Source organism: Parabacteroides sp. B2-S-102, assembly GCF_023656665.1.
GTDB classification, from domain to species: domain Bacteria; phylum Bacteroidota; class Bacteroidia; order Bacteroidales; family Tannerellaceae; genus Parabacteroides; species Parabacteroides distasonis.
Genome location: NZ_JAMOKM010000004.1, coordinates 1 through 17557, shown reverse-complemented (window position 1 = coordinate 17557; position 17557 = coordinate 1). Strand labels below are relative to the sequence as shown.

The 17557-nt window shown below is 52.7% G+C and carries 14 protein-coding genes, 1 tRNA gene and 1 pseudogene; 9 read left to right on the top strand and 7 right to left on the bottom strand.

Going from position 1 to position 17557, the window contains the following annotated elements; genetic code table 11:
* Positions 1-19: 19 nt before the first annotated feature.
* A tRNA-Asp gene (locus NBH07_RS06920) sits at positions 20-93 on the top strand.
* A gap of 647 nt (positions 94-740) precedes the next feature.
* Here the strand turns inward: NBH07_RS06920 and NBH07_RS06915 are convergent.
* The 5 genes from NBH07_RS06915 to NBH07_RS06895 all read right to left on the bottom strand — a co-directional run bounded on the left by NBH07_RS06915 (position 741) and on the right by NBH07_RS06895 (position 5298).
* Positions 741-1568: a DNA-formamidopyrimidine glycosylase family protein gene (locus tag NBH07_RS06915; protein ID WP_009018141.1), complete on the bottom strand. Its 828-nt coding sequence runs from the start codon at positions 1566-1568 to the stop codon at positions 741-743.
* A gap of 87 nt (positions 1569-1655) precedes the next feature.
* Entirely contained in the window at positions 1656-2645 is a 990-nt protein-coding gene (locus NBH07_RS06910; protein WP_009018142.1) for a fimbrillin family protein, read from the bottom strand.
* 43 nt (positions 2646-2688) lie between these two features.
* Entirely contained in the window at positions 2689-3153 is a 465-nt protein-coding gene (locus tag NBH07_RS06905; protein WP_009018143.1) for a YybH family protein, read from the bottom strand.
* An 83-nt stretch (positions 3154-3236) separates the two neighbouring features.
* Positions 3237-4115 carry an AraC family transcriptional regulator gene (locus NBH07_RS06900; RefSeq protein ID WP_009018144.1) on the bottom strand — a complete coding sequence of 293 codons (879 nt, stop codon included), beginning with the start codon at positions 4113-4115 and terminating at the stop codon, positions 3237-3239.
* A gap of 13 nt (positions 4116-4128) precedes the next feature.
* A complete protein-coding gene (locus NBH07_RS06895; RefSeq protein WP_156682428.1) occupies positions 4129-5298 on the bottom strand; it encodes an esterase in 1170 nt (389 codons plus the stop codon).
* A gap of 365 nt (positions 5299-5663) precedes the next feature.
* On the opposite strand from NBH07_RS06895, the gene NBH07_RS06890 reads away from it, so the two are divergent.
* Both NBH07_RS06890 and NBH07_RS06885 read left to right on the top strand, forming a co-directional pair.
* On the top strand, positions 5664-6899 hold the full coding sequence (locus NBH07_RS06890; protein WP_007366539.1) for a site-specific integrase: 1236 nt from the start codon (positions 5664-5666) through the stop codon (positions 6897-6899).
* Between the two features lie 13 nt (positions 6900-6912).
* Complete coding sequence (locus NBH07_RS06885; protein ID WP_007366538.1) at positions 6913-7275, top strand: virulence RhuM family protein; 363 nt, start codon at positions 6913-6915, stop codon at positions 7273-7275.
* 91 nt (positions 7276-7366) lie between these two features.
* On the opposite strand, the gene NBH07_RS06880 is transcribed toward NBH07_RS06885, so the two are convergent.
* Positions 7367-7672 (bottom strand): helix-turn-helix domain-containing protein, encoded by a 306-nt coding sequence (locus tag NBH07_RS06880; RefSeq protein ID WP_014224629.1) that lies wholly within the window; start codon positions 7670-7672, stop codon positions 7367-7369.
* 39 nt (positions 7673-7711) lie between these two features.
* Positions 7712-8005, bottom strand: coding sequence for a helix-turn-helix domain-containing protein (locus tag NBH07_RS06875; RefSeq protein ID WP_007366536.1), 294 nt, complete (start codon positions 8003-8005; stop codon positions 7712-7714).
* Positions 8006-8255: 250 nt separating this feature from the next.
* On the opposite strand from NBH07_RS06875, the gene NBH07_RS06870 reads away from it, so the two are divergent.
* From NBH07_RS06870 to NBH07_RS06845, 6 genes and pseudogenes are all read left to right on the top strand, one after another.
* Positions 8256-8648 (top strand): helix-turn-helix domain-containing protein, encoded by a 393-nt coding sequence (locus tag NBH07_RS06870; RefSeq protein ID WP_014224631.1) that lies wholly within the window; start codon positions 8256-8258, stop codon positions 8646-8648.
* Between the two features lie 3 nt (positions 8649-8651).
* Complete coding sequence (locus NBH07_RS06865) at positions 8652-9002, top strand: helix-turn-helix domain-containing protein (RefSeq protein WP_007366534.1); 351 nt, start codon at positions 8652-8654, stop codon at positions 9000-9002.
* Between the two features lie 19 nt (positions 9003-9021).
* On the top strand, positions 9022-10599 hold the full coding sequence (locus NBH07_RS06860; RefSeq protein ID WP_007366533.1) for a DUF3945 domain-containing protein: 1578 nt from the start codon (positions 9022-9024) through the stop codon (positions 10597-10599).
* Between the two features lie 59 nt (positions 10600-10658).
* Positions 10659-12749, top strand: coding sequence for a type IA DNA topoisomerase (locus NBH07_RS06855; protein WP_007366532.1), 2091 nt, complete (start codon positions 10659-10661; stop codon positions 12747-12749).
* A 238-nt stretch (positions 12750-12987) separates the two neighbouring features.
* Complete coding sequence (locus tag NBH07_RS06850; protein WP_007366531.1) at positions 12988-13440, top strand: DUF1896 domain-containing protein; 453 nt, start codon at positions 12988-12990, stop codon at positions 13438-13440.
* Positions 13430-17524: pseudogene (locus NBH07_RS06845) on the top strand (helicase-like domain-containing protein); the annotation flags it as partial. The gene NBH07_RS06850 and the pseudogene NBH07_RS06845, both read left to right, overlap by 11 nt.
* Between the last annotated feature and the right edge of the window lie 33 nt (positions 17525-17557).

Here is a 17557-nt window from a genome sequence, read left to right as displayed (position 1 = left end):
TTATTATTGATTATAAAATGGTTCGGTAGTTCAGCTGGTTAGAATACATGCCTGTCACGCATGGGGTCGCGGGTTCGAGTCCCGTCCGGACCGCTTCAAAGAAAGCAAAATAAAGTAAAGCTCTGTAATTTAAAGATTACAGGGCTTTTTCTTTTTTCTTACTTATCAAGAATGACGGCTCACCTGCAAAACTCTATGTTTGTAAAACACTCGCAAAAGCAGGGGGCGGCAATCTGTTTTGCGGTTGGCTTCAATGATGTTGTAAGCGAAAATGCGATAACCTTGACGTTTTGTTTGAAAATCCGGGATTATGATGACAGGGCCTTTTTGCTAATAGAAGAAATAGGGAGTGTTTTATGGTCAAATTATCCATTTTATCCTGTTTTTTTGTATGAATATCTCTATTAGGAGACGGAAGTAATGGGATTAGGTAACGCGAAAGCCAGTGTTAGGCAACGCTACCGTATGTGTTTGGCGATACATACGGTAGGAATAGGGTACGCAACCTATAGAAATGGGCGACGCATCCGTATGAAAAGCGCCTTTCTCCTGCATAAATATGAGATAGGATGAATTAATCTCGCTAGAATGAAAGTGTATATTTAAGCAAAGTGTTATAATACAATTGATTGCTGATATTTTTTCTCGTATTTGGTAACAGTATGTACCTTTGCCCGGAAAAAACGATTCTCCGGGGCTTCAGATTACATATTGTCATATTGTCAATTTGAGCGTATTACTTATCTTTCTCGCTGGCAATGCGGGCAATAGTAAATGCTGCCTCCGAGGTAAGCCTCTTTCTGTATCCGTTCGCCGCAGATGGGGCAAGGGTCATGGTAGGTGTTCTTCGATAGGATCGTGCGGTAATTGCCTAAGGCGCCGTATAGATCCTTCTCCGTATCCCGGCCTCCTCGGCAAGTCATCTCTTCCAGCGTGGATTTCACGGTGTTGAAGAGGCGGTCTATATCCTCTTCTGATAAAGTCGATATTTTTCGTTTCGGGGAGATCCGGGCATTGAACAAGATATCTTGGCAGACTCCGTTGCCTAGGCCCGGAATACGTTGCTCGGTGGCGAGTAACGCCTTCGCGGATATATCTTTCTTGAGATTCCGGATGAGACTGATAAAATAGGCTTTATCGAATCTCTCGTCCAACGGACATAGCTTATGGATGCTACCTTGGTAATAGGGATTGTCAAACTCGCCTTTGAAAGCGTAGATGGAACCATACATCGAAACCGTGAAAGCTAGGAACGAGTCGTCCTCGAATACGATCATAAGCTGATATTTCTTCGGGGCCTTTTCCGCGGAGGTATAATAACGCATATTGGTTCCGTCTCCGATCAAGAGGTGGGTATCTGCGTCCATAAGGATGTCCACGAATGCGCCATAGCCTTGGGCGCCTAGGACCGTTCGTCCTACCAGCCTATTGGAGTATTCCGCCGGATCGCCATTATAGAACGTGAAACGGTGAGGACTGTTCGACTCGATAACATGCGCTATCCGTTTACCCTTTAGCGTTTCGCTAGCCTGTTTGCCAATGGTGGCGGATTCGGGAATCTCAATCATATTCGTATTGTTTTTAGAGGTGACGGGGTAAATATAGGCATATTTTCCGTACCAATATTCATTGATACGGAAAATAGGAACCGGACTTTAATTCTGGGTCGGATAAAGGGGCTTTCCTGTCTCGTCCACATCTGTCCAGTCTTTTACGTTGACACTGGCCAAAGTGACCGAATTACCGTTGATTACCGCTTTAAATAAATAAGAGTTTCCCGCTTTCAACTCGCCATCCGGAAGAGGGATCTGGGTGGTATAGGTGCGGGTACTGTTTTCATTGTCGGCGGATATTTCCAGCGTGAGAGTCATAGGAGCCGTATGTCTTATCGGCAACATGATATATTGGGCGGTTAATCCGTTTATGCCCATCTTATCCGCTTTTCCGAAGGCGGTAGCAGGAGTGATGACACCTGTGCCCAGATCCATGGTAGCCCCAACCACAGGAGGAGTGATCATGGCGGAGACCAGTTGGTTGATCGTGATGCCTTCACCGCCGGTTAATTCTACTACGACTTGGGTAGCCACATGCCCATAAACAATCGGTATATTGATTTGGGAGCTATTTACATCCTGTTGTATGGCGCTCCACCAAAGATAATCGATACCGTTGAAGAGGGGTTCGGATACGCCACTCGTGAATGTCGGGGGGATCGTGGAGAAATTGTCGGATACGGCGTAGAAATTATAAGTGCCATTGGAGAGAAACATTTTATATCCGTCACTTCCTGTTAACACCCCGGGAGATGAGGTTATGTAAAGACCTGACGCCTCGGGGCTTCCCTTGGTTCCGGCGTTGCTGTCGAAGACATAAACCCTGCTTTGTATCCCTTTATTCATGGGAGACATGGAGCGTAATAGGTTCCGGCCCTCCACGGAGGCGTTGAAGGTCACCAACGTACTGTTTCCCGGGTCCTCGTTTCCCGAAGAGCCGTTTGGGGTTGTTCCATCCTCAAAAATAATCGTGTTCTTGTTGCATCCGGCGAGGAGTAACAGGAACATCGTGCTAAATGTAAGCGCATTTGCCGCTTTCAGTAAATTCCGTATCATATAATTTGTGTTTAGTGAATAGTCTATATAATACATTTTGCGAACCGTTTTGGTTCAGAAAGCGGCAAATGTTTTAACTTTAATCTAGCGGTTTCACGTAAGACCAGTGGGTTTGTATGATCTTCCATTGGTTGTCGGGATTGCGTCTGTAAACCTCGGTGCAGTTCCATTTTATTACCTTGTCGGATAAGTAGCTATCAAGGTTGAACGTGAGGACCGCTATGTTTTGTGTGACTTGTACGATCGGGCGGATCATGTCGAAATGATCCGCCGGAGGAAGTTTCATACCTTTATAATAAGTGCGCAGTTGTTCCAATCCCTCTATTTTCGTCTCTAGGGAAGGATCGAAGTAAATCACGTCGGTGTCTGAAAGCTCTACGAATGCCATCGGGTCGGTCGAGGCTAGGGCCTCTTTTTCAAGGGAGATGATTATCTCCGGGATGTTCTCGTTTAATGTTTTGTTCTCCATATTCTTTTGTTGTGCGTTAGCGGATAACGTGCTTCCTAATATGAGAGCCGCTATCCATGATTTGTATTGTCTCATGATGCTTTATTTATTGATAGAGGCAAAATTAGACATACCGAATGGAGTTCGTATAATACGTATAAAGGAGGAAATAGTACTTTTTACGGTTTTGTATTCCTGCGATAGTTTAGCGGGGTCATGTTTGTTTGGGAACGAAATAGACGGATGAAATAGGATGGATCCTCGTAACCTAGAGCTTCCGTTATGGCGGATATAGGCAAGTCTGTATAAGTCAATAGCCGTTTACTCTCGATCAGTATTTTATTTAAGATATATTGTTTTGCGCTGATACCCGTAGCGTTTTTCACGATCTCATTCAGATAGTTCGGGGTGATGCAAAGCCGATCGGCATAGCTCCGGATGGAATGATCTTGCTTGAAGGAATGGTTTACTAACTCGATAAATCGGTCTACATAGATGCTTTTAGATCGGGCGTTTGTGTCTGGAGGTAAAGCGTTCGAGCTAGCGTATAGCCTGTTGAGCAACATTAATGTCTCGTACAACAAGGCCCGGAGCAAGTGTTTGTCTTTCGACTGATAGTCCTTGATCTCTTTATCGATCTCCGAGATCAACTCGGAGATGCGGCCATAGGCTTTCTTGTCGAGACTGAGCTTGGAAGACCGTCTTTCCGTATGGAAATAAGAGAGGTTCCGGAGAAATGCCGGATCATTGAAAAAAGAGAGCAGGAACTCTTCCTCAAAGATAAGAGCGAATCCGTCTTGTATCGTTTTATCGTCCCATTTACGTATTTCGCCGGGCCGGGTAAAGATAATATCTTGAGGCTTTACCCGGTTCGCTTGATGATCGATAAGGAATTCTCCCTCCCCGCTAGTGATCAATGTTATATCGTAATACGTCAATATATGTACGGGTTGTTCCTTGAGATACTTCTTGATCGTGTTCAAGGGAACGACGTCGATAAGTAGCTCATCGCCGTATTTGTGTTTATAGAAGTCGTATTGCGGTATATTATGATTCATCTGCTCATGTTTTTTATTTGAAAAGCATAGGAGCGAATTGGAGGAGATAAGCCCGCCAATTGGCCCAGATATGCCCTCGGGTGGATTCTACGTACTGGTATTTCATACCTAGGCTATCCATTCGCTGGCGGAATTGCTGGTTTGCGTCGTACAGGAAATCGTCCTTTCCGATACCGATCCAGAACAATTGATAACCGGATCTCTTGAGGTTTCCTAACTTCTCGTCGAGATTCGTGTACATCGGGCTATTGGGGTCTACACCATTGGCGCTGAGTCCGGCGGAGAAAAGTCCTATATAGTTAAAATAGTCCGGATAATTCAATGATATATATAATGTATGGAAACCACCCATCGAAAGTCCGGCTATGGCCCGGTGTCGCTTATCCGGGATCGTACGGTAACGGTTATCGATGAAATGAATGATCTCGGTGAAACTCTTCTCGTACGAGCCATCCTTATAACCGGGGAAGCTGTTGCTCATGGCTGGCTTGTAATTCAGGTTATCGGGCGTCTCGCCGGGAGCGGCCTGCTTGCTGGGATTACCGTTTGGCATAACGACAAGCATTGGCTGTATCTTGCCTTCGGCAATCAAGTTATCCATGATACGGGCGGTACGGCCAAGCTCCAGCCAAGCGTTCTCGTCGCCGCCACTGCCATGTAACAGGTACAGAACGGGATAAGACTGGATGTTCTTATCGTAAAAAGGAGGCGTATAAACGCTAAGTCTTCGTTCGCTCCCGAGGATATCCGAGTGATACCAAGTGGTTGTAACATTACCATGAGGTACGTCACGTACTTGATAATAATCCCCATTTCCCCCGTTGATATAGAACAGGCTGAACAAGGTGCCTACGTCACGGCAAGAGAATGGGTTGTTTGGGGCGATGTTGTAAATACCATCTATATTTAAACGATAGGTGTACATTTCGGATGGCAGTGGGGGAGTCGTATAGCTCCATGTACCGTTTTTCCCTTTCGTCATCTGGCCATTGCCCTCGCTGGCTTCCCAGTCGCCTTTTACGGAAACAGACTTCGCCTTTGGGGCTTCTACATAGAAAGTGACGCTATTGTCTGGGTTGATCACGAGAGGTTCTACCTTATCGGTCTTGAATCCTACGTTCTGTTGGGCGAAAGCCATGGATAGCGGCAGTAAGAGAGACGCGAGTAATGCTAGTCTTTTCATTTTATCTATACGGTTTAAAGAATTAAGTTATGAAGACAAAGTTACTACAAAAAAGTGAAATGCGGAAAGATATAGTGATAGAATTGAGTTACAAGGGTTTCAGTTGTGCTTCCGATTATTCGTGAAGCCATCGCAATCACCCCTAAAGCCAAATCAGGACGCCGCTACGTTACTTGTCCGTAACCATGCCCGAAAAGGCGACAAACGGACACGGATAACGAAACAAGGCGTTAAGGATTAGTGAGTTATTGACAACCCACGCAACAAATCCGGTTACGGAAAAAGATTGCGCCGTTCCTCCCCGTTTTGCGTACCGGCGACGGACTCTTCACCGACTAATTTTGAACCTAAAAAAATTAAGGACGATGAAGAGTACATTTTCAGTAATCTACTACCTCAAACGTCAGGTAGTGAAAAAGGACGGGACAGTACCCGTCATGGGACGCATCACGGTGGACGGCAGCCAGACGCAGTTCAGTTGCAAACTGACCGTCGATCCCAAGCTGTGGGACACCAAAGGGGGACGTGTCACGGGCAGAAGCACGGCGGCACTCGAAACGAACCGCATGCTCGACAAGATGCGTGTGCGCATCAACAGACATTATCAGGAAATCATGGAGCGTGACAATTTCGTCACGGCGGAGAAGGTCAAGAACGCCTTTCTCGGACTGGAACACCGCTACCACACGCTGATGCAGGTGTTCCGCCAGCACAACGAGGACTACGAGAAACAGGTGGAGGCTGGCATGAAAGCCAAAGGCACGCTCCTGAAGTACAAGACCGTTTACAAGCACCTGCAAGAATTCCTCACCATCCGCTACCGCGTGAAGGACATCGCGCTGAAAGAGCTTACGCCCGCTTTCATCTCCGACTTCGAGATGTTCCTACGCACGGACAAGCACTGCTGCACCAATACCGTGTGGCTGTATGTCTGCCCCTTGCGGACGATGGTGTTCATCGCCATCAACAACGAGTGGCTCACACGCGACCCGTTCCGGGAGTATGAAATCAAGAAGGAGGAAACGACACGCAGTTTCCTGACGAAAGAGGAAATCCGGCTGCTGATGGAGGGCAGGCTGAAAAACGCCAAGCAGGAGCTTTACCGCGACCTCTACCTGTTCTGCGCCTTCACGGGCTTGTCGTTCGCCGACATGCGCAACCTGACGGAAGAGAACATCCATACCTACTTCGACGAACACGAGTGGATAAACATCAACCGCCAGAAGACGGGCGTGGTGTCCAATATCCGCCTGCTCGACATCGCAAAGCGCATCATCGACAAATACCGGGGTCTGTGCGGGAACGGCAGGATTTTCCCCGTTCCCCACTACAACACGTGCCTTGCCGGAATCCGTTCCGTCGCCAAGCGTTGCGGTATCACCAAGCATATCACGTGGCATCAGAGCCGCCACACGGCAGCCACGACGGTGTTCCTCTCCAACGGCGTACCCATCGAAACGGTGAGTTCCATGCTGGGACACAAGAGCATAAAGACGACGCAGATATACGCGAAAATCACCAAAGAGAAGCTCAACCAAGACATGGAGAACCTTGCCGCAAGGTTGAACGGCATCGAGGAATTTTCATGTTGCACCATCTAAAAACAGAGAAGCCATGACACGAGGAACCATCATCATAGAGGACAACACGGTCAGCGTAACCGGTAACGAGATATGGATGACCGCCACAGAAATCGCCGGACTGTTCCACACGGGCGTCCCGGCTGTGAACGCCGCCATCAGAGCCGTCCGCAAGCCGGACGTGCTGAACGACTACGAGGTGTGCCGCTACATGCGGCTTGAAAACGGGCTGCACGCGGATGTTTACTCGCTTGAAATCATCATCCCCGTTGCCTTCCGGCTGAACACCTACCATGCACACGTGTTCCGCACGTGGCTGGTAGAGAAAGCACTCTCGAAGGAAAAGCGGCAGGCATACGTGATGTTCATACAGAACGGAAAAGCCGGGTATTGCTGAAAACGCAGAAGACATATAATAATAAGAATAAAAAGGAAACGGACAGCCCCGTGAAGGAGTTGCCCGTTTCCTTTTTTTTCATGCAGCCGCCTTATTCCATCGGCTTGCGGTAGTTCGCCTCCAGCAGCTCACGCAACCCCGATTCGGGGTAAAGCACCTTCCCTCCCAAAAGGATAAAGGGCAGCACCCTGTTGTTGCGGTACTCCTGCAAGGTGCGGCGGCTGACACGGAGCAGTTCCGCCACCTCCCTGTCCGTCAGGTAACGTTCCCCGTCCAACGGCGGGCGGTAACTTTCCAGAAAGGCGGAGAGCCATTTCGAGCCTTTGCGCATGTTCTGCACGACGGAGGCAAGCGGCTCGTCCTCCATTGTAAACACTTCATTGTTCTCGTTCATCATCATTTCGGATTCAGTGGGTTGTGAATAATAAAAATCAAATCATTTCCCGCAGGGATAGAGCGTGCCGACAAGCGGAATGAGCTTTTTGACCTCCTCCGGCTTGTAATAGAACCTGCGGTTAATCTGCGAGTAGCCGATAAGCCGCCTGTCACGCAAGGTCTGCAACGTGCGCGGGCTGATCCTCAACTGCCCGCAGACCTCCTCGCCCGTGAGCCACCTTTCCATCCGCCCGCCGTCGCTCCTGCGCCTCAGGGCGGCTACCTTCTCCGCGAGGGCGTTGAAGGACGCCACCATCATCTCGAAGGTCTTTTTCTCGATAGATACTATTTCCATAAGCAAAACATTTCAGAGTTTGCCGCAAAGGTAACGAAGCCGCCTTGAACACGTGCCGTTTCCCACTAAAAGGCAGCTTGTTGCGTCGTCTGTCCGGGTTACGGAGCCATTATCCGTAAAAATCTTACGTGAGCCACGTAGTGAGCTGTTAAAGCCCCTTTGGTTTATTGCCGAATTTTGTCGCAGAAACATAGCGCAAGCCGAGCGCAGCACGTCAAGCTCGCTTGAACGGTATGCCGAGGCGCAGCCTATGTTCATGCAAATAAACCAAAAGAAAGGACTGAATATGAAAGTGATAACGATGGAAAGTTCCGCCTTCACCGCATTGACGGAACAGATAGCCGAGATAGCGGCACACGTGCGTGCCGTTTCCGGCGGTAGGAAGGAAGAATCCCCCGACAGGCTGCTCACCACCCGCGAGGCGGCGCACCTGCTGAACGTGAGTTGCCGCACCCTCCAGCGCATGCGCAGCGAACAGCGCATCGCCTATGTCGTGCTGCGCGGCAAGTGCCGCTACCGGCAGTCTGAAATAGACCGCCTGCTCGAAGACAGCACCGTCACGGGCGAAGCCGCGACACCGGAACAGCTGAAACGCAACCACACGCTGCGCACGGGCGGCAGACCCAAAGGAAGGAGGACGTAGGACATGGAACTGCTTACCCGCAACAATTTCGAGAACTGGATGCAGAAGGTGATGGAACGGCTCGACCGTCAGGACGAGATGCTGCTCTCCATGCAGCCGTCCGGCAAAGCCCCGAACCCGATGAACGGGATCAGGCTTTTCGACAACCAAGACCTGTGCATGCTGCTCCAAATCAGCAAGCGCACCCTGCAACGCTACCGCAGCATCGGCGCGCTGCCTTACAAGACGCTCGGCAAAAAGACCTATTACAGCGAGGCGGACGTGCTGACGTTCCTCTCCGAACATGTAAAGGACTTCCGCAAGGAAGATATAGCCTTCTACAAGGCCCGTATCCATAATTTCTTTCAAAAATAACCATTAAAACATTTTTCAGATGGCAAAGAAAAAAGACGAAAAGGACGTGCTGGTTGTCCGTGACGAGAAGACGGGCGAAATCAGCGTGGTAGCCGGGCTGAACGCCGACGGCTCCCCCAAGCGCATCCCCGCGAAAGCGGAGAACGCGCAGAGTTTCCTGCAATTCGACCGGCACGGCGACGTGCTGGACAACTTCTTCAAGAACTTCTTCCGGCAGTGCAAGGAACCCAGCCGCTTCGGTTTCTACCGTGTCGCGGCGGACCAAGCCGACAAGCTGCTGGAGGTTATCAAGGACTTGCTGAAAGACCCCGACGGCAACAAGGAACTGCTTGCGCCCCACAAGGTGGACACCTCCGGCTACGAAAAGAAAGTACAGGAGGAGCAGTCCGCCGAAAAGCAGGAACAACCGGAACAGAAACAAGATGACGAACCTAAAAAACAGGAAGAGATGGAACAGAAAAACGAACAGAATCAGGAAAGCCCGCAGCAGACGCAGGGCAACCGGGGCTACCAGCCCATCGACGAGAGCAAGATCAACTGGCAGGAGTTGGAGGAGAAATGGGGCGTGAAGCGCGACGACCTTGAAAAGTCGGGCGACCTTAACAGAATGCTCAACTACGGCAAGTCCGACTTGGTGAGGGTGTCGCCCAATTTCGGCGGAGAGGCTTTCGAGCTGGACGCCCGCCTCTCCTTCAAGAAGGACGGCGAGGGCAATGTCAGCCTTGTGCCGCACTTCATCCGCAAGGAGCAGAAGCTCGACGAGTACAAGGAACACAAGTTCTCCGACGACGACCGGAAGAACCTGCGCGAAACAGGCAACCTCGGCAGGGTCGTGGACCTCGTGGACAGGGAAACGGGCGAGATCATCCCCTCGTTCGTCAGTATTGACCGCAAGACGAACGAAATCACGGATGTCCCGACGAACAAGGTGCGCATACCGGAACGCATCGGCAAGACGGAAATCACCAAGCAGGAGCAGGACATGCTGCGTGCCGGGCTGCCCGTGCGCGACAAGCTCATCGAGCGCAAGGACGGCAGGAAGTTCGTCACCACCCTGCAAGTGAACGTGGAGCAGCGCGGCGTGGAGTTCGTGCCGGGAACCGGCAGGTCGCCCCGTACCGCCCGGACGCAGGAAACGAAGAACACCCCCGCACAGGGACAGGCGCAGGGTACGGAGAATGCCGGAGGCACGAACAAGGAGCAACGCCGCAACACGTGGACGAACGCCGACGGCAGCATCCGCCCCATCAGCAAATGGAGCGGCGTGGACTTCACCGAACAGCAGAAAGCCGACTACGTGGCTGGCAAAGCCGTGAAATTAGAGAACGTGACCGACAAGCAGGGCTTCCACGCCACGATGTACATCAAGTTCAACCCGGAGAAGGGACGCCCGTACCGCTACGACACCAACCCCGACAACGCGCAGAAGGTCGCCCCTTCCAACGAGAGCCGCACGCAGGTGGCGGTGAACAGCGAGGGCAAGACCAACGAGGCTACCAAGAACCTGAAAGAGCCGTTGCGGAAGGGACAGACCGCCCCGAAGGACACCGCACAGCAACAGCAGCAGAAAAGAAACAACAAGGGCATGAAGATGTAATCCCGTGTCCGCCACTAAATCCGAAGTAACATTTGTAAAATTCAAAACGACAGAAGAATATGAAGACAATCATTGCAGAAAAGCCGTCTGTGGCACGTGAGATCGCCCGTATCGTGGGCGCGACAAAGAGAGAGGAAGGATATTTCGAGGGAGGCGGCTACGCCGTGACTTGGGCGTTCGGACACCTTGTGCAGCTTGCCATGCCCGACGGCTACGGCATACGCGGTTTCGTCCGTGACAATCTGCCCGTCATTCCCGACACCTTCACGCTCGTCCCCCGTCAGGTAAAGACGGAGAAGGGCTACAAGCCCGACAGCGGCGTGGTGGCGCAGATCAAGACCGTTGCCCGGCTATTCAAGGAAAGCGAACAGATCATCGTGGCGACCGATGCAGGGCGCGAGGGTGAGCTTATCTTCCGCTACCTCTACCATTATACCGGATGCACCACCCCGTTCGTCCGCCTCTGGATAAGCTCGCTTACCGACAAGGCTATCCGCGAGGGACTGCGCAACCTCGAAGCGGGCGGCAAATACGACAACCTCTATCTTGCCGCCAAAGCGCGGAGCGAATCAGACTGGCTCGTGGGCATCAACGGCACGCAGGCACTCTCCATCGCCGCCGGACACGGCACGTACTCCATCGGGCGGGTGCAGACACCCACGTTGGCGATGGTGTGCGCACGCTATTGGGAGAACCGCCGCTTCACGCCCGAAGCCTTCTGGCAGCTCCATATCGCAACGGACGGCTGCGATGAAGGAACGGTGAAGTTTTCCTCTTCCGAAAAGTGGAAAGAGAAAGAGCCTGCGACGGAACTATATAATAAGGTGAAGTCGGCAGGCACAGCCACCGTCACGAAAGCCGAACGCAAGGAGAAGACGGAGGAAACACCGCTGCTGTACGACCTGACGACGCTCCAGAAGGAAGCCAACGCCAAGCACGGCTTCACGGCGGAACAGACGCTTGAAATCGCGCAGAAGCTTTACGAGAAGAAGCTCATCACCTATCCGCGAACCGGAAGCCGCTACATACCCGAAGACGTGTTCGCCGAAATCCCCAAGCTGCTCGCCTTCATCGGGGCTTTGCCCGAATGGAAAGGCAAGGTGCAGCCGAAATGCGTCCCGACACGCAGAAGCGTGGACGGCGGCAAGGTGACGGACCACCACGCCCTGCTCGTCACGGGCGAGAAGCCACTATTCCTCTCCAAAGAGGACAGCACCGTCTATCAGATGGTTGCCGGACGCATGATCGAGGCTTTCTCCGAAAAATGCGTCAAGGACACCGCCACCGTCACGGCGGAGTGTGCCGGAGTGGAGTTCACGGTGAAAGGCAGCGTCATCAGGCAAGCCGGATGGCGTGCCGTCTATAGCGTGGAGGACAAGGAAGAAACCTCCATCCCCGATTGGCGGGAAGGCGACACGCTGACGCTGAAAGGCTGCTCCATCACGGAGGGAAAGACCAAACCCAAGCCGCTGCATACAGAAGCGACACTGTTGTCGGCAATGGAAACGGCGGGCAAGGACATAGAGGACGATGCACTCCGTCAGGCGTTGAAGGACTGCGGCATCGGCACGCCCGCCACCCGTGCGGCGATTATCGAAACGCTCTTCAAGCGCGGCTACATGGAACGCTGCAAGAAATCGCTTGTGCCGACTGAAAAAGGGCTTGCCCTCTATTCGGTCGTGAAGACGATGCGCATCGCCGACGTAACCATGACGGGCGAATGGGAGAAGAATCTGGCACGCATCGAGCGCGGGGAAATGCCCGCCGAAACCTTCCGCAGGGAGATAGAGGCGTACACACGCGAAATCACCTCCGAACTGCTCTCGTGCGACAAACTGTTCGCCCGCAGGGATTCCGGCTGCAAGTGTCCCAAGTGCGGGACGGGCAGCATGCAGTTCTACGGCAAGGTGGTACGCTGCGACAACGCGGAGTGCGGGCTGCCCGTGTTCCGCCTGAAAGCGAACCGCACCCTTTCCGATGACGAGATCAAAGACCTGCTCACCGACGGGCATACGAAGCTGCTCAAAGGCTTCAAGAGCAAGCAGGGCAAGAGCTTCGACGCCATAGTCGCCTTTGACGGGGACTATAACACGACTTTCGTGTTCCCCGAAAGGAACACGAGCAGGAAATTTTCAGGACGGAAGAAATAGTATTAACTTTTGAGAAAGTAGGCTGCACCTCAACAATAGAAATAAACGGGTTTATTTCGTATTGTCTTCGATTTGCACTACCTTTGCCACTTGTTCAGAGTAATGAATTGTTCTTCGATACCGGATTACACTCATACTTTGGATTTAGTGGTGGCACTCGGAGGGATACCGAGTGCCTTTTCTTTCTCCTTTTCAGACGACTATCCCCGTCATTATCAATCCACTAAATTCCAAAGTAATGAACAACAAGAAGAAAAACGAGGGTCAGACCGACTTTTCCTATTACGGTCTGTACCTGCTGGACTACCTCCGCACGAACAGGTTTGAACAGGCTTCCGACGATGCCTTCATCCGGGAGCGTGCCGACCGTGCCGCCGAAACGTATGAGCGTGCGCGGCTCGAAGGCTATCCGCCCGAAGGGGCGCAGGAGTTGGCGATGGACACGCTCCTGCGGGGGCTTCGCTATTCCAAGTACGCCATCCTCCGCGAAGTCGTGGAAAACGAGTTTGCCGACGAAGTGCCGGGAAAGAAACGCGAAGCCTTCATCCGAAAGTTGCTGCCGCCGGTCGGCAACGTATTCTCCGCCTATGACCTTTCGGACGACAATTTCGCCCTGTCGCCCGAATACGACCTGCTCTACACGGAGCTGACGGGAGCCGCCGTCCTTTATATCGGGGAATATGGCGTTTAACCGCAAACAACGGCTGCGGGACAACATCGAGGCGATACGGACGGCATTCATCCTTGACAGGGAACGGAGGACGGCAACCGCCGAGGAACAAGCCATACTTCGGAAGTATTGCGGTTTCGGCGGGTTGAAGTGCATACTGAATCCTGCAAAGGAACTGACGGATGCCGTGCATTGGGCGAAATCGGACCTCGAACTGTTTACCCCTACGGTAGAACTGCACAGGCTGGTGCGTGAAAACAGCAAGGACGATACGGAGTACAAGCGGTACGTGGATGCCATGAAGCAGTCCGTGCTGACCGCTTTCTACACCCCGCCGGAGATAACCGGCACGATTGCGGAGGCTCTGCATGAACACGGCATACGTCCCGACCGTGTGCTGGAGCCGTCGGCGGGCGTGGGCGCATTCGTGGATGCCGTGCTGGAAAACAAGCCGGACGCGGACATCATGGCTTTCGAGAAAGACCTGATGACGGGCAAGATATTGGGACACCTGCATCCCGACCAAAAGGTAAGGGTGCAGGGATTCGAGAAGATAGAGAAGCCCTGCACGGACTATTTCGACCTTGCCATCTCGAACATCCCGTTCGGCGACGTGGCTGTGTTCGACCCGGAATTTACAGGAAGCCAAGACCCGGCAAGGCGTTCCGCACCGAAGGCAATACACAACTACTTTTTCCTGAAAAGCCTTGACGCGGTGCGTGAGGGCGGCATCGTGGCGTTCATCACCTCTCAAGGGGTACTGGACGCACCGTCCAACGCGCCCATACGCGAGTATATGATGCGTAATGCCAATCTGGTGGGAGTCGCACGCCTGCCGAACAACCTCTTCACGGACAACGCGGGTACGGAAGTGGGCAGCGACCTGATTATCCTGCAAAAGAACAGCGGCAAGAAACGGGAGCTGTACGATTATGAAGAGTTGTTCGTGCAGACGGAAAAGACACCGATAGGCAGTTTCCAGAACGGGTATGTCGGCAGCATCGGCATGATTCCCCACTCGGATCTGATAAGCGGCACAGACCCTTACGGGAAACCAGCCTATAAAGTCATGCACCGGGACGGCATCGGGCAAATGGCGGAGGATTTGCGGGAACATATGGATATTGAGCTGTATAAGTTGGACAAAAAGCTGTATGAAATGCACAGCCTGCATCCGGCACAGGGGAAAAGCACGGTAACAGAAACCATTTCCACACCGGTTGTCACTCCTGAGATACAGCCACGTCATGAAATGGCAGCGAAGCCCGAAGCGGCAACACCGCAGCCGGAGGAAGAAAAGTCGGAGATAGAGCCGCGCCGCCCCGATTATTCGGAGGGCGTGCAGCTCTCCCTGCTCGACCTCTGGGGCATGACCGAGGAAGTACGCAAGCAGGAAGCCCCCGCCAAGAAGAAAAAGACGGCGAAAAAGGAAAGCCCGGCAAGGCGTATGCCTCCCAAACCGCAGGCGCAGGTTACGCCGAAGGTTACGACTGCACCGCCACAGCCGTCTGTTGCACCACTGACGGAGAAGAGGGACAGCCATGAAACAAAGCCGGTGAGTTTCGCAGCCAAAGGCGATCTGGATGATATTTACGCCTCTTTGGATTGGGACACCAATCCGCCCATCAACGGTTTCTATGAAATGATGATGGACCTCACGCCGGAGCGACGCAAGGAACTTCGCAGGCTGGCGGCACAGCATCAGGAGAAGCAACGGGTGGACGGGACGGCGGTGAAAGCCGCTCCCGCCATTGACATGCCGGAAAAGGAAGCGACAAAACGCCCCGAAGCACAGACGGAAGTCGCAACCGTTCCCGTTACGGACAATAACGCAAGTGAGACAACAACTTCCCTTTTCCCTGAATTTGAAACGGAAAAGCCGAAGGAGGAACCTCTCGACCTTTCTCCCCGTCCGTTCAACGGTATGCTGGAGCCGCACTACCGTGACGGCTCTATGGTACTGGATGCTTCACGCAATCTCGGTTATTTGAAGGGCCTCACGCCTTACGGCGCGACATTCCAACCGCTTGACCTGACCGGCTACCAGAAGGAGAAAGCGATGTTGTATGTGTCACTCCGTGACGCATACGAGCGGCTTTACCGCTACGAGGCGGAGTATCACGATGAAGGGTCTGCGCAACGCGGAGCGTTGAACACCTGCTACGATGAGTTTGTCATGCGCTACGGCAACCTCAATGCCAAGCATAACGTGAAACTGTTGATGATGGATGTCGCCGGACGCGACATCCTTTCGCTGGAACGGGCGGAGGACGGCAGGTTCGTCAAGGCGGACATTTTCGAGCGTCCCGTTTCCTTCTCTGTGGAGAGCCATGCCAACGTAAGCTCTCCCGAAGAGGCACTCTCCGCGTCGCTCAACAAGTTCGGCACGGTCAATCTCGACTATATGCGGGAGATAACCGACAGCACGGAGGAGGGATTGCTTGACGCCCTCAAAGGACGCATCTTCTACAACCCGCTCGTAACCGGTTACGAGATAAAGGACAGGTTCATCGCCGGGAATGTGATAGAAAAGGCGGAGCGCATCGAGGCATGGATGGGCGACAACCCCGAAAACGGACGTATGCCGGAAGTGAAGCAGGCGTTGGAGGCTCTGAAAGAAGCCGAGCCGCCGCGCATCGCCTTTGAGGACCTCGACTTCAATTTCGGGGAACGCTGGATTCCGACGGGCGTGTATGCCGCCTATATGAGCCATCTTTTCGACACGGACGTGAAAATCGCCTACTCCGCAAGCATGGATGAGTTTTCGGTGGCGTGCGGCTGCCGCACCATGAAAATCACGGACGAGTTTTTAGTGAAGGGCTATTACCGGAACTATGACGGCATGCACCTGTTGAAACACGCCCTGCACAACACCTGCCCGGACATGATGAAATCCATCGGTAAGGACGAGCATGGCAATGACATCAAGGTGCGTGACAGCGAGGGCATACAGCTCGCCAACGCCAAGATTGATGAAATCCGCAACGGGTTCTCGGAATGGCTGGAAGAGCAGTCGCCGCAGTTCAAGGAACGGCTGACGACGATGTACAACCGCAAGTTCAACTGTTTCGTGCGCCCAAAGTATGACGGCTCTCACCAGACATTTCCCGACCTCAACCTCAAAGGGCTGGCAAGCCGGGGTATCAAGAGCGTCTATCCGTCACAGATGGATTGCGTCTGGATGCTCAAACAGAATGGCGGTGGCATTTGTGACCACGAGGTGGGAACCGGTAAAACGCTGATAATGTGTATTGCAGCGCATGAGATGAAGCGCCTGAACTTGGCGCACAAACCGATGATTATCGGGCTGAAAGCCAATGTCGCGGAGATTGCCGCCACCTATCAGGCGGCATATCCCAACGCGCGGATTCTCTATGCCTCGGAGAAGGACTTCTCGACCGCCAACCGCGTGCGTTTCTTCAACAACATCAAGAACAACGACTACGATTGCGTCATCATGTCGCACGACCAGTTCGGCAAGATTCCGCAGTCGCCGGAGTTGCAGCAGCGCATCCTGCAAGCGGAGCTTGACACGGTGGAGGAAAATCTCGAAGTCCTGCGGCAACAGGGCAAGAACGTGTCGAGGGCGATGCTGAAAGGGCTGGAAAAGCGCAAGCACAACCTTGAAGCGAAGTTGGAGAAGGTGGAACATGCCATCCAATCGCGCACGGATGATGTGGTGGACTTCAAGCAGATGGGCATCGACCATATCTTCATTGACGAGAGCCATCAATTCAAGAACCTGACTTTCAACACGCGGCACGACCGTGTGGCGGGATTGGGAAACTCGGAAGGAAGCCAGAAAGCCCTGAACATGCTCTTTGCCATACGTACCATACAGGAACGCACGGGCAAGGACTTGGGGGCTACGTTCCTGTCCGGTACGACCATCAGCAACTCGCTGACGGAGCTGTACCTGCTCTTCAAGTACCTTCGCCCTAAGGAACTGGAACGGCAGGATATTCGTTGCTTTGACGCTTGGGCGGCTATCTTTGCCAAGAAGACGACCGACTTCGAGTTCAACGTGACGAACAACGTGGTGCAGAAGGAGCGTTTCCGCTACTTCATCAAAGTGCCGGAGCTTGCCGCCTTCTATGCGGAAGTATGGGAGTAGAAAGCAGAAAATGGCATAAAAGTC